Origin of the sequence: Asticcacaulis sp. AC402, assembly GCF_000495835.1 — a bacterium.
Lineage (GTDB): Bacteria > Pseudomonadota > Alphaproteobacteria > Caulobacterales > Caulobacteraceae > Asticcacaulis.
On record NZ_AWGC01000002.1, the window covers coordinates 1 to 13,276 of the forward strand.

Here is a 13,276-nt window from a genome sequence, read left to right on the forward strand (position 1 = left end):
CGTGACAGGCTCCGAGCTTCCGGCTCCCCCTCCGCTTCGACGCGCGTCGCCTGAAGAAGGCTCGCTTGCTCAGCACCTCCCCCGCACGCGGTGGAGGATAATCTTGCTGCCTCTTGGCGCAGTTGCTGTAATATGTGACTATCCTCGCAAAACATAATGGGAGGATATCATGACCTTCAAAGCCGGCCTGCTCGCCGTTTTCGCCCTGCTGTTCAGCGCCCTGCCCGCCACCGCCCAAGAGGTCGTCTATCTCTGGGACAGGGGCCAGCCGGGCTTCGAAGCACGCAAGGACATCCCCGAACAGCATGCCGAATGGTGGTGGCGGTCGATCAACAATCCGTCCCTGACCGTGTTGCGCCCCGATCCGGCCAAGGCGTCACGTGCCGCCGTAATCGTGGTGCCCGGCGGCGGCCACCGCGATCTGGTCTTCGGCGAGGAAGGCCTGAAACCCGCCCAATATCTGCAAAGCCAGGGCGTCACGGCGTTCGCGCTGAAATATGTCCTCGCCCGCGAACCGGGCTCGCCCTATTCCATCCAGGGCGACGCCCAGGCAGACCTGCTGCGCGCCATCCGCTATGTCCGTGCCCATGCCGCCGACTACGACATTGACCCCGACAAGATCGGCGTCATGGGCTTTTCGGCCGGCGGCGAACTCACGTCGCTGGTGAGCTTCACACCCCAGGGCGGAACCCCCAACGCCGCTGATCCGATCGATCGCATCGACGCCCGGCCGGACTTTCTGATTGAGATCTATCCCGGCCCACTGGGTATCCCGACGTCGCTGGATCGCGCCCCGCCACCGGCCTTTTTCCTCAGCGCCTATGACGACCCTATGGCAGTGGCCGATTTCGACATGATCCTGAAGCTGTACAAAAAATACCCAGAAGTTCCCTATGAACTGCACGTGCTGTCGGGCGACGGCCACGGTTTCAACATGGGCGATCGCTCCAAGCGAAAGGCCGTCCGCGACTGGCCGGCGCGATTGGCCGATTGGCTGACCGACATGGGGTATCTGGCGAAATAGGGTTCCGTCTGCATAAAGCCCTGTCTATAGTTGCCCGCTACAAGGGGAGACCTTATGGCTGCGGAATTCTACGAACTGGGTGCAAAGCAGGCCCCCGACAAGAAACCTCTCTTCGGCGATGACCGCGCCCTGATCCGGGCCGGGCTGATCCTGCTGGCGGTCATGACGATCTGGCGGTTCTACATAGGCCTGATCAGCCACGTCATCTGGGAAGAAAGCCACTTCGTCGTTTCCGGCGAGTATTTTTCCCTGGGCTATCCTGACATCCCCGCCGGCTATCCGTGGATCGCCAAGCTGATCACCTCGGTCTTCGGCTGGCAGGTCTGGCCACTGCGTATTTTTGGGCTGCTGGTCGCCACCGCCATTCCTTTTGCCGTCTACTGGATGGCCAAACCGGTCGTCTCCGAGCGTAACGCCGTCTGGGCCGCGATCATCTCGCTGGTCCTGCCGCCGGTGGCCCTGAACGGCACCATCTTTTACCCTGAAGGCGGTCTGCAGTTACTGCTGGTGCTGATGCTGGGCTGCCTGCTGCGGGCTATCACCTCGGACGGTCTGAAGTGGTGGATCTGGGCCGGGGTGTGCGCCGGCCTGGGGCAGTTGGTGCACTTCCGATTTTTAATCCCCGGTCTGGCCGTGGTGGTCTTCATGTTGGCGAACCGTCAGGGGCGCCTGCTCTGGACCAAACCCGGGCCATATGTAACGGCAGCTTTGGCGGTCGTCGGCCTGTTGCCGGCGGTGATCTACAACGCCATGGAAGGCTGGCCAGCCATCCAGTTCCATGTCGTCAACCGGCCACGCTTCGATCCTGACATCGGCCGGATCATCGCCTTTGTCGTTCAGCTGTTTGCAATTACCACACCTGTTTTCTTCATCGCCATGGTGGCGGGCGGCAAGAGGGCTTTGGTCGACGATCGCGCCAAGCCGGAAAGCCTGCTGGGCTATGCGGCTCTGGTCATCTTCGTGTTCTACGTCTTCCAGACCCTGGTCAACAAGAAGGTCATGCCGCACTGGCCATTCATGGCGACCCTGCCCCTGCTGCCCTACGTGCCGGGTGTATTGATCGGCTTCGTCGACAAGGCAACGACGCGCACGGGGCGCCTCGGCCGCACCGCAGTGATCGCAACCGCACCTCTGCTGGCCCTGGCCGTCGGTGTCGTCGCCAGCATCTATCAATGGCAGTACCGCCATTCGGCGGAGTTAAGCCACGTCGAACGCCAGAACAACATCCTGCAGAACGAGAATTACGAACTTCTGGAGCCGGACATCGCGGCGGCGAATGCACGAGCGGTGGCAAGGTTCGGGCCGGATATTGCCTGGGCTACCACGGGCCATCGTACAGCCGTCCATATCGAATTTCCGGGCAATGGTGGCCAGCATCGGCGCATCTACACCCTGCGTGAACCCTATGACGATATGGCGCGGTTCGTGGTGGCGCGGCAAGACTGGAAGCTGGATTTCGACGACCTGATGCGTGACCGCGCCGGCAGGGGCGTCGTGTTGATGATCAATGTGCCGGACTATCCCCTTCACGACATCGAAAAGAACCCGGTCCTGCGAGCACAGTATCAGCGTTTGTGCACCAGCTTCGAGGAGATCGAGCCGTTCCGGGTAGTGACATTGACACCGCACCGGACGGAGATCGATTTCTATACTGCACGGGTTCGCAAAGAACCTCTGAGCCTTGCGGCGCCGGTGCCGTGTCCGTTCATTCCGTCGCTGTACATTGCCCAGCCCCAGCGTGGTGAGTTCCTGGAGCGCGATACCGACAAGCAGTTTTACGGCATGGCGGTCGATCCGATCGGGCTGACACGGGTAGAGATCCTGCTGGACGGCAAGGTCGTCACCGAAGCCAAGTATGGTATCGACGAGAAGAGCAGCCCGGCGCCGATCGAAATCGGCTATGACCCGAACTATCCGCGGGTGCAGTTCACCTATAGCTTCCCCAAGGGGTCACTGGTGTCGGGCGAACACCGGCTGAGCCTGCGGGCGACGCGAACGGACGGGACGACGTTGGAAGGTGCTGGACGGACGGTTTATGTGAAGTGATGTTTCGGGGTTTGGGGCCTGCGGCCCCAACACTTCCCTTCTACGAAAAAACCTCGCCCGATCTGGGGCGAGGTTTTTTCGTAGAAAAGAAAGGTTTTGTGGGGCCGCCGGCCGCATGGCTCTGGGCGTTCGGCGCGGAAATCGACCCACTTGGTCGATTTCATAAGGTTTGCCATGCGGCAAACCTTCGCTTCTCACCCCCCAAACCCCATAAGTTTTTCAGCCAAACCGGCCGCCGATATACTCCCCCGTCTTGGCCACCTTAGGCGTCACAAACAGGTCCGCCGTCGGTCCAAACTCGATCATCTTCCCCAAATACATGAAGCCGGTATAGTCCGACAGACGCGCCGCCTGCTGCAGGTTGTGCGTGACAATCACGATCGTATAGTCGCGCTTCAACTCTTCCAGCGTGTCTTCCAGCTTGGCCGTCGAAATCGGATCCAGCGCTGACGCCGGTTCGTCGAGCAGGAGGATTTCCGGATTGACCGCGATCCCCCGCGCGACGCACAGACGCTGCTGCTGGCCACCCGACAGACCCAGGCCCGACTTGGTCAGCTTGTCCTTGACCTCATCCCATAAGGCCGCACGGCGAAGGCTCTCCTCGACGATTTCATCCATCTCGGAACTGCTCTTCGCGCCATGCAATCGCACGCCAAAAGCAACATTGTCATAGATCGACATCGGGAACGGCGTCGGCTTCTGGAACACCATGCCGACCCGCGCCCGCAGAGCCGTCACATCGACCTTGGAGCTCAGGATATCCATACCGTCGAACAGAATCTGGCCGTCGGCGCGCTGGCCCGGGTACAGATCGTAGATACGGTTCAGGATGCGCAACAGGGTCGACTTGCCGCAGCCCGACGGACCGATCAGCGCAGTAATGGCATGGCGCTTTACCGGCAGGTCGACGCCATGCAGCGCCTGGTTCGCGCCATAGAAGAAGTTCACCTTCTTCACTTCCAGAACCAGACTGTCGGCCGGCGGCGGCACGATCACGCTTTGAATATCGTTCGTCGTCATGTCGCTCATCTTACATCTTCTTTTCACGAGCCAGCCAGCGGCCGAGCACATTAATTCCCAAAACGGCTGCCGCTACCAACAGGGCGCCGCCCCAGGCCAGCTTGATCCAGACATCGTCCGGGCTGAGGGCGAAATTATACATCACGACCGGAACGCTGGCGGTCGGCCCGGACAACATGTTCCACCACTCCTCCGGCAGAAACTGATTGTTCAGCGATGTCAGGAGCAACGGTGCGGTCTCTCCCGAGATCCGCGCGAAGCCCAGCAGGCCGCCGGTCAAAAGGCCGGCACCCGCCGCCTTCCAGATAACCCGGCGGATCGTCACGAACTGCGACGCCCCCAGTGCCATACCCGCTTCACGCAACGAATTGGGCTGCAGGTTGAGAATGTCCTCGGTGGTCCGCGCAACGATCGGCGTCGCGAGAATGGCCAGGGCGATCGCACCGGCCCACCCCGAAAACCCGTTCATCGGAACAACCAGGAGCTGGTAAATGAACAGACCGACCAGGATCGACGGCACCGACAGCAGGACGTCGTTCAGGAAGCGAACAGCATGGCCGTAGGGCGTGTTGCCGCCGATTTCTGCCAGCCACGTGCCAGCCAGAATACCCACGCCGATGGCAATCAGCATGGCAACGCCACACATCATGATCGAACCCAGGATGGCATTGCGCAATCCGCCGACATACTGGGACGCCGCACCCGGTGTATCGTTGGTGAAGATTTCCAGATTGATGGCGGAGACCCCCTGGGTCACCAGCGACCACAGGATCAGCAACAGAGCGGTAAGGGCAATTACCGTCGCCACAAGGCAGGCGCTGGTAAATAGCCAACTGGCGGCTTTTCGGCGAAGGGCGCGGCTTTGATTTGCTATCATGACGAATGCCTCAATACCGCTGCGACGACAGGAGCCAGCGCGCAATGGCCAGCACGCCGAAGGTGATCAGGAAAAGCACCAGACCCAGACCCAGCAGGGCCGAGGTATGCATGACGCCGGCCTCGGCAAACTCGTTGGCGATGGTCGAGGCCAGGGTCGAACCCGAGGAGAACAGCGACGTCGGGAACCCGTGCGAATTACCGATAATGAACGTTACCGCCATGGTCTCGCCCAGGGCGCGGCCGAAACCCAGCATGGTCGCCCCGACCATACCTTTTTTGACGTAGGGGATCAGCACACGCGTCACAGCTTCGAGCGGCGTCGCCCCCATGCCAAAGGCCGCTTCGCGCACCTGTGGTGGAATGCTGCGGAAAAGTTCCCGGAAAACCGCCGCCATATAAGGCAGGATCATGATGGCCAGGATGACCGAAGCGGTAAATATATTGGCGCCGTTGGGCACGCCGGCAAAAATACCACCCAGGCCCGACAGCGGCGTCTGGATATGTTCCGAGAACCATGGCGCGAAAACAAAAAGTCCCCACATTCCATAAACGATCGAGGGAATGCCCGCCAGAAGCTCGGACATGATGGCAATCGGCTGCGCGATGGCGGGCGGACAGAACTGGGTCAGGAAGATCGCAATCCCCAGGGCAATCGGCAGGGCAAACGCCAGGGCCAGAAAGGACGAAAGCAAGGTTCCAACAATCGGCCCGGCAGCGCCGAACACCTCATTTGCCGGGTCCCAGTTCGAGGAAAACAGGAAGGCCGGGCCAAACTTTGAAAGCGCCGGCCAGCTTCCGATCGCCAGGGACACGATCAGCCCGCTGAGCACCACCAGCAGCAGGGTCGCTGCCGAGAAGGCGACATAGCGGAAGATCGGGTCCTCAAGGCTTCGACGCACTGCGGGTGGTTCCGCCACAGAGGCTAGGGTTGGATTTGCGGACACGTAATGACCCGGTTCGGTTTAAGGTTGAGCAGGAACATAGAGCGGTTTGCCATCGGCCGTAATCTGCGTCCACTGCTTACGCACCATGGCCTTGACCTCAGGCGGCATGGGCACAAAGTGGAGTTCATTCGCAGCCTCATCGCCGTTGCTGTACGCCCAGTCGAAGAATTTCAGCACAGCCAGACCGCGGGCGGGGCTGTACTGTTCCTTGTAGATGATGATGAAGGTGGCCCCCGTGATCGGCCAGGCGTTCTGCCCGGGCTGATTCAGCAGCAGCAGATAGTTGCCGGGCGCATGTTCCCAGTCCGCACTGGCCGCCGCCGCCCCGAAAGAGGCAGAGCCAGGAACAGGATACTGGCCCGCACCATTCTGCAAAAGGGCATAGGACGCGTCCGACTTCTCGGCATAGGCGAATTCGACATAGCCGATGGTGCCGTCGATACGCCCGACAAAAGCGGCTACGCCATCATTGCCCTTGCCGCCCAGGCCAGTCGGCCATTTGACGGCATCGGAAGCACCGACGTCAGACGCCCATTGCGGGTTCTGCGACGCCAGGTAGGTCGTGAACAGGAAAGTTGTCCCGGATCCGTCGGCCCGGTGCACGACGGTGATCGGCGTCGCCGGCAGCGCCAGCCCAGGGTTTAGCGCGACGATCGCCGGATCGTTCCACGTTTTGACCTTGCCGAGAAAAATGTCGCCCAGCACGGCACCCGTCAGTTTCATCTGTCCCTGTGCGACACCCTTGACATTAACGATCGGCACAACACCGCCCATGACGGTCGGGAACTGATACAGGCCGTATTTGTCGAGAACTTCGGGCTTCAGCGGCTTATCCGAAGCGCCGAAATCGACGGTTTTCTTCTGGATCTGCTTGACTCCAGCCCCGGAACCCATGGCCTGATAGTTGAAGCTGACACCAACGTCTCTACGGTAGCCTTCGGCCCACCGGGAATAGATGGTCGCCGGGAAGGTGGCGCCGGCGCCGGAAACGGCGGTTGCTGGCTTGTCGCCTTGGCTGCACGCCGCCAGGGCTGTCAAAAGCACAAGCGCCAGGAATTTCCTCAACATGCCGAAATTTGCCTCCGCCCACCAGCTTACCATGTCTGCGGTACTTGCCTTTTATGACAGCTTCGTGACGGTCGCGCAGCGCCTCTGTGAAATTGACGGTTAACGCAAAAGCACGACCGATTCTGCTGCCATTATGTCATATTTACCGACTTGCCAGCAGCAATAGCGAAAGGTTCCGCATCCTTGGTGATGGCTGCTGTTTCGAATTTCTGCGCGCGGGCAAAAAAATTGGCCCCGCGCTGACAGCGCAGGGCCAATACATGCAAGTCTCGGGCTTGAGTTGTACCAATCTTATGGCGAGATGGCTTTAGATACAATCGCCATCTCGCTCTAAATTTTTGTTTTGTCGCGCAACTTATCCGAAAACGGGGACGACCGTACGGTGCGTCACACTTTATCGGATCGCGCTCTAGAACTTGGCCTGAACGGAAAGCGAGAAGACCTGGCCAAGATCGTAAGCGTTGATATCGACCCGGTTATCGCCAGACGTTTGATACTCTTCGTATTTTTGGCCGGTCAGGTTACGCGCCTCGAACTTGACTTCAAGTTCACGGCCACGAACGGTCACGCCTTGCCGGGCAACAAAATCAACGCGCAGCCCTGGATACTCGAAGATATCCGGTTGTCCGCTGTTCACAAGCCCGCGGCTGGACGCGCGCTTGCTCGCATAGTTGATCAGAAGCGTCTGCTGCGACAGGTGGTCAGAGCTTTCGATGCCAAGCTCGATGTTGGCTATGTGCTCAGACTGTCCCGTCAGGGGCGAGCCATCACGGAAGAAGTCGATCGCGTTGGTTGACGCCGTAGCAAACGCAAACGTCTTGTCGTCCGGGCCGACGCTCAGCGATGATTTGGAATAGGTGTAGTTGGCCGACGTCAGGATGCGACGGTCGTTCCAGAACTCTCCCTTGTGTCCTGGAAGCCAGGACGGCGGGGTGAAGTACTTCACAACTTCCGTTTCAATGCCGTAAAGATCAGCTTTCGGCGCATTCGCAAAGCTCGTCGTAAAATCTTCCCCCGAAACGTAGGTCTCAATCGGGTTCTTGATTTGCTTGACGAAGGCAGCCACAGTGACGCGTTGTGCCGGAGCGTAATACCACTCGTAGCGGGCCTCGGCATTGGTCAATTCGCTATCGACCAACAGAGGGTTACCGCGATACATCCGGTTGCTTTCCGGATCGAAGTAGAACTGATAGATCAGTTCACGGAACTGCGGACGCGCTATTGTTTTCGACGCGTTGAGGCGAAGTTGCGAGTCCGCGTTGACCTGCCAGGTGAGGGTGGCGGCCGGCAAAACATAGCTTTCGTCCAGGTTGGTCGCGGCCAGAGACGCGCCAGGGGTATTGAAAACCTGGATTGGCGACACTTCGATCTTGGCATGCTCATAGCGCAGGCCAGCATCAAATTGCCAGGCATCCGTCAGTTGCCCGTCAAGCTTGACGAAGGCAGCATCGGACTTCAGCGTAGCGAGGAACGCGGGATTGCCCTCGTTCGTTTCGACCATGTTGATGCCAAAGTTATCGATGATGGCCGGCGCGAGCAGTAGGTCGGGCCGGAACATATCGACGCCATTCGGGAAGGTCGCTGGCGCCTGGAACTGGAAGTCGCGACGCGAACTGTCGCGCTTCGTGTCAGTAATGTCCAGACCGGCAGACAAGGCCAATTTCGGCGACAACTTGTAGCGACCATCGAAGCTGGCCGAGAGCAAGCGTTCGTTCAGATCAGAGAAGCTGATCTTTGCATCGCCGGCGTTGCCGTTGTTAAGGCGATTTATGAAATACTTGCCGAAGAGGTCCGCCGATGCGTTGGTACGGACATACTCAAAGCTCAACTCGAATGGCGACTCGCGCTTGGTTTCCGCATAACTCGCCCGGGCATTGAGGCTTAGCTTGTCCGTTGGCTTAAACTCACCAACCACCTGGCTGTTGAACAGCTGACGCTCAAACCAGGCGGTATTCTGCTGCATGAAGTCGACATTGGTGCCGTTACGATTTCCGAGACCAAGGCGTGAGTGCTTAATGGTGTCGTGGACATAGAAATTGGTCCAGCGCACCTTGGTGCTGCCGTTTATGAGCGACAGGCCGAGCAGACCGTTGGTGACAATCCGATTGTCGGTGGTTACCCGGCGGAAATCGGATTCGACGTCAGAGAGATCGCTTTGCAGCGAACGCTGGTTGATGGCGTCACGGGTGGTCCACTTGTTATTGTAGCCAGCCGCAGCGATAACACCAATCGTCATGCCATTAACTTCGAAGGGCTTGCCCGCCGAAACGCTGGCCGAGAAGTTGACCGGAAGTTCCGACCAGCGCTGTAAAAGCGCGTTGCGGCTGTTGACCAGTTCGCCGGCGATTTTTGCCGTATCGACAGTTCCGGAACTCATGCGATCGCCGCTGGCAAAATAGTCCGCCAGCGCCGGAGGCGTATCACGGTTGCCGTTGTCGTATCCCGTCCAGTCGGACTTGCTGCCGTAGTAGGTGTAACCAAGGCTGCCCGTCGTTTCGGTGTCGGCGGAGATACCGCCCCCGATGCTGACGAACGCCTCATCCGGCACAGCCCGTGTCGTCAGGTTGATGACGCCGCCGCCGAATTCACCCGGGAAATTGACTGAGTAGCTTTTTTGAATCAAGGCCGACGCAACAATGTTCGTCGGAAAGAGATCGAGCGGAACGACCCGCTTGAGCGGCTCCGGGCTCGGCAGAGGCGAGCCGTTGAGCAGGGCCAGCGAATAACGGTCGCCGAGGCCGCGAACATAGACATAGCCGCTGCCGACCAGGCTGAGACCCGTCACACGATTTAGAGCACCGGCGATGTTGCCTTCGCCTGTACGTGCGATCTCCAGGGTCGACAGGACGGAAACCACCTGCGCGCCAGAGCGGACACTTACAGCGCCGCGACGGCCGCGAACCGTAACGGTCGTGATTTCGGAGCCACCGGGTATGGACACATCAGGTTGCGCAGGTTCGGCTGGCGGCGCGACCTCCGCTGGCTGTGCGGGCTCAGCTTGCTGCGCCGGCTCAGACGCTTCCTGCGCTGCCTCCTGCGGAGGTAGCACTTGCGACCCGGTCCCCTCCTGGAGCGCAGCAGCGCGCGCCACTGACGGAAGAGTTAAGGCAGTAGATAGCAGTAATACGGACGTAAGCCACCGCGTGGTCATATCCAACCCCTTGGGCAAAAGCGAATCTGATCAGAAGGGGGCAGCCGTTTCCGGCCACCCCTCTCCGTAAGCGAACGATGGCGGATTAGTTAACCGGCAGCGACGTACAGGCCGAGTTGCCCGATCCGAGGTTGGCGGTGGCGCTGTTGCAGGTCCAGCCGGTGTACCAGGTATCGGCACTGTCCTTCACGGCACCGATGTAGGTTGTCGCGGAGAAGCCCGGCAGAGCGGAGACGTCGAAGGCCGGAACGGCGGTTTCATTGGCGCCGTTGACGAAACCGTTGGTCAGCGTGGACGTGAAGGCGTCGTTGTTGTTGTTGGCGCCCGAGCCGAACGCGGTCGCCACGGCAGCGGCATTAAAGCTGCCGGAGCCGAGGAACTTGGTGGCATTACACGTCAGGACGACCGAGCGTGCGACCAGGGTCGCCGGCGTGGCGCCCGTACCGTTCATGCGGATACATTCGTTGTTCGGGGTGGCGATGACCGTGTTGTACAGGGCTGTGTCCGAGTTACCACGGAACAGGCCAGCTGCCAGGTCATTGGCTTCGTTGTCAGGGGAGACCTGACCTTGAACGGCCGTGAAGTTGGAAACCTTCAAGGTCGAGCGCGGCAGGTGGGTTTCGAAACCATTGCTGTCGATTTCAAACAGGGCATCGCCCTTGGCCGGACGCTGAATCAGCAGGCCGTACTGGAAGTTACCGGTCGCGCCGACGTCGAGGTCAAGGCTGTCATCATCAGCGCCGATAACGACAAAGTGCTTCATGTTGACCACGCCGCCGAAGAATTCAGCGCCGTCATCCGAGCTGTTGAAGCTCATGATGTGATCGAGCACAGTGCCGGAGCCGGTGCCTTCGGTGGTCAGAGACTGAAGCTCTCTGTTCGCGCCAAGGACATAGCCGGAGTAGCGGATCTGAACGTAGGACATGCGGCCGCTGTTGTCGGTATCATCGGCACCGCCGTACACGGCCGGGTCAGCCGCGCCTTCGGTTTGGCGCTCGCAGGTACCGGAGGTCGTCGAACCGGTGGTGCAGTCGGTGATCTTCGCGCGCCCCATCAACACGACGCCGCCCCATTGGCCTTGCGACGTGTCTGTGTTCAGGCCGAGGACGTTGTCGCGGCTGGTGAAGACGATCGGCTGGCTGACCGTACCGACCGCATTGATCTTGTTACCACGGTTGACTGCCAGCCACGAAATGCCGGTGCCGCCATAGATGATGACGCCAGGCTCGATCGTCAGCGTGACATTGGTATCAGCAGCGGTCTTGGTGAAGCCACCATCGGTGCCGACATCAACGCGGCCCGGAAGTTGGTAGAGCAGGCCCGGACGCTTGATCAGCGTGATGGATGTGTTGATCCGCGACGGCAGGCTGCACACGCGCCAGGTGCCGGTCGGGCCGGAAATCGTGCCAGCGTCCGTCAGGCCTTGCGGATCAGCGATGGTCGGGCAACCCGAGGCCGGCGAAACCAGGGTCACCGACGAGGTCGAGCTGCTCGAGGACGATGTCGCGGGCGGATAGGTGATGGTGACGTTGCCGCCCGTTCCCGGAGACGAGATATCGTCCGCGCCACAGGCTGCGAGCGAAGCGGCGATGGCAACGCTGGCGCCGGTGGCCATAAGCAGCGTGCGCAGTTTATTCTGACTGATCATGTTTACGTCTCCAAACGTGTTTCGGAAGGCACGCTGGATAACGACCTAATGTCGTTCCTTCCCCATGCGGCCCATGAGATCGGAGCTATAGGAGCCGAAGATGACAGAGGGGCTACATTTATATGACGGTTTTGTGACAAGGGCCGCCAGATACCAAATGCTGTGGCTGCTGAGGCGCAAATGCCACAAGGTTTCGTTAATCAAGGCTCAAACGGATGTAACCTGAAAGCTGTTTCCGGCGTATACCTTAGGAACGAAAGGATGCGCTCATGAACCGCCGTTACATCTTGTCTTGTATCTCCGTCACCGCCCTGACCGCCGTGCTGGGCTGCTCTGCCCAGGCGCCGGAAGCCTCCGCCGAAACCGTCTCCCCCCTCAAACTATCCGACGCAGAGTGGCGTAGACGCCTGTCGCCCGACGCCTACAATGTTCTGCGCCTTGAGGCAACCGAACGACCCGGCTCGTCCAGACTGCTTTACGAAGAACGCAAGGGCACCTTTGTCTGTGCCGGTTGCGACCTCTCGCTGTTCAATTCGGACACCAAGTACGACAGCGGCACGGGCTGGCCCAGCTTCTGGAAGGCCATACCGGGCCATATCAAGACCAAGACCGACTACAAGATCGGCGTGGCACGAACGGAATACCACTGCGCCCGCTGCGGCGGTCACCAGGGGCACCTCTTCGACGACGGCCCGCGTCCCACCGGCAAACGCTACTGCAATAACGGCGTCGCCCTGAAATTCATTCCGGCCTAGGAGCTCATCATGCTGAGACGTTTCGTTTTATCTGCCGTCGTGGCCTTGGGACTGATGGCCGGCGCGGCCCAGGCCGAGGTCGCCGTCTTTGCCGGCGGCTGTTTCTGGAGCACCCAAAAGGCGCTCGACCAGGTACCGGGGGTGTCGAAGACGCGGGTCGGCTTCATGGGTGGTTCGGTTAAGAACCCGAGCTACAGCCAGGTCGTCCGCGGCAACACCGGCCATGTCGAGTCGGTCGAGGTAACCTACGATCCGAAGAAGGTCAGTTACCAGACGCTCCTGGACACCTTCTGGCACTCGACGGATCCGACCACCCAGGCACGGGTGATCTGCGATTCCGGTGAACCGTACCGCACCGCCATCTTCACCTTCAACGAGGACCAGCACAAGGCGGCGGTGGCGTCGAAGGCCGCGGTCGGCAAGGAACTGGGCAAGCCGATCCGCACCCTGATCGTGCGCTCGACGGAGACAGGCCTGCCCTTCTATCCGGCCGAGGACTATCACCAGCAGTACTGGAAGACTCACAAGGCGCAGTATGACCGCTACTATGTCGGCTGCGGCCGCGGCCCGGCACTGAAGAAGCTTTGGGGTGACAAGGCGAAGTAAGAGCCGGCAAAAGAGGACCCCTCCGTCGCGGACTTCGCTTCCGGCCTGACGGCCTTCAGCGAGCGCCGCGCCACCTCCCCATCAAGATGGGGAGGAGAAGAAAGGATGGATCTATTCTTTTTCTCCTCCCCATTT

10 protein-coding genes are annotated in these 13,276 nt (G+C 60.0%); 4 read left to right on the forward strand and 6 right to left on the reverse strand.

What is annotated here, in order from left to right; all coding sequences use genetic code 11:
• The first annotated feature begins 169 nt into the window (after window positions 1–169).
• Window positions 170–1,024: an alpha/beta hydrolase gene (locus tag ABAC402_RS22195; protein ID WP_023447818.1), complete on the forward strand. Its 855-nt coding sequence runs from the start codon at window positions 170–172 to the stop codon at window positions 1,022–1,024.
• Between the two features lie 54 nt (window positions 1,025–1,078).
• Window positions 1,079–3,070 (forward strand): glycosyltransferase family 39 protein, encoded by a 1,992-nt coding sequence (locus tag ABAC402_RS22200; RefSeq protein ID WP_023447819.1) that lies wholly within the window; start codon window positions 1,079–1,081, stop codon window positions 3,068–3,070.
• A gap of 219 nt (window positions 3,071–3,289) precedes the next feature.
• On the opposite strand, the gene pstB is transcribed toward ABAC402_RS22200, so the two are convergent.
• The 6 genes from pstB to ABAC402_RS22230 all read right to left on the reverse strand — a co-directional run bounded on the left by pstB (window position 3,290) and on the right by ABAC402_RS22230 (window position 11,780).
• A complete protein-coding gene (pstB, locus tag ABAC402_RS22205; RefSeq protein WP_200862118.1) occupies window positions 3,290–4,090 on the reverse strand; it encodes a phosphate ABC transporter ATP-binding protein PstB in 801 nt (266 codons plus the stop codon).
• Between the two features lie 10 nt (window positions 4,091–4,100).
• Window positions 4,101–4,967, reverse strand: a complete 867-nt coding sequence (gene pstA / locus ABAC402_RS22210) for a phosphate ABC transporter permease PstA (protein WP_023447821.1) — start codon at window positions 4,965–4,967, stop codon at window positions 4,101–4,103.
• Window positions 4,968–4,977: 10 nt separating this feature from the next.
• Window positions 4,978–5,868, reverse strand: coding sequence for a phosphate ABC transporter permease subunit PstC (pstC, locus tag ABAC402_RS22215; RefSeq protein WP_023447822.1), 891 nt, complete (start codon window positions 5,866–5,868; stop codon window positions 4,978–4,980).
• Window positions 5,869–5,931: 63 nt separating this feature from the next.
• Window positions 5,932–6,981, reverse strand: a complete 1,050-nt coding sequence (gene pstS, locus ABAC402_RS22220; protein WP_031235032.1) for a phosphate ABC transporter substrate-binding protein PstS — start codon at window positions 6,979–6,981, stop codon at window positions 5,932–5,934.
• A gap of 409 nt (window positions 6,982–7,390) precedes the next feature.
• The gene (locus ABAC402_RS22225; protein WP_235079893.1) at window positions 7,391–10,030 is read right to left on the reverse strand and encodes a TonB-dependent receptor domain-containing protein; all 2,640 of its coding nucleotides are present in this window, start codon (window positions 10,028–10,030) and stop codon (window positions 7,391–7,393) included.
• Window positions 10,031–10,217: 187 nt separating this feature from the next.
• On the reverse strand, window positions 10,218–11,780 hold the full coding sequence (locus tag ABAC402_RS22230) for a hypothetical protein (RefSeq protein WP_023447826.1): 1,563 nt from the start codon (window positions 11,778–11,780) through the stop codon (window positions 10,218–10,220).
• A 269-nt stretch (window positions 11,781–12,049) separates the two neighbouring features.
• Here ABAC402_RS22230 and msrB point away from each other — a divergent pair, with 269 nt between their 5' ends.
• Window positions 12,050–12,535: a peptide-methionine (R)-S-oxide reductase MsrB gene (gene msrB / locus ABAC402_RS22235; RefSeq protein WP_023447827.1), complete on the forward strand. Its 486-nt coding sequence runs from the start codon at window positions 12,050–12,052 to the stop codon at window positions 12,533–12,535.
• 9 nt (window positions 12,536–12,544) lie between these two features.
• On the forward strand, window positions 12,545–13,141 hold the full coding sequence (gene msrA / locus ABAC402_RS22240; RefSeq protein WP_023447828.1) for a peptide-methionine (S)-S-oxide reductase MsrA: 597 nt from the start codon (window positions 12,545–12,547) through the stop codon (window positions 13,139–13,141).
• Window positions 13,142–13,276: the final 135 nt, after the last annotated feature.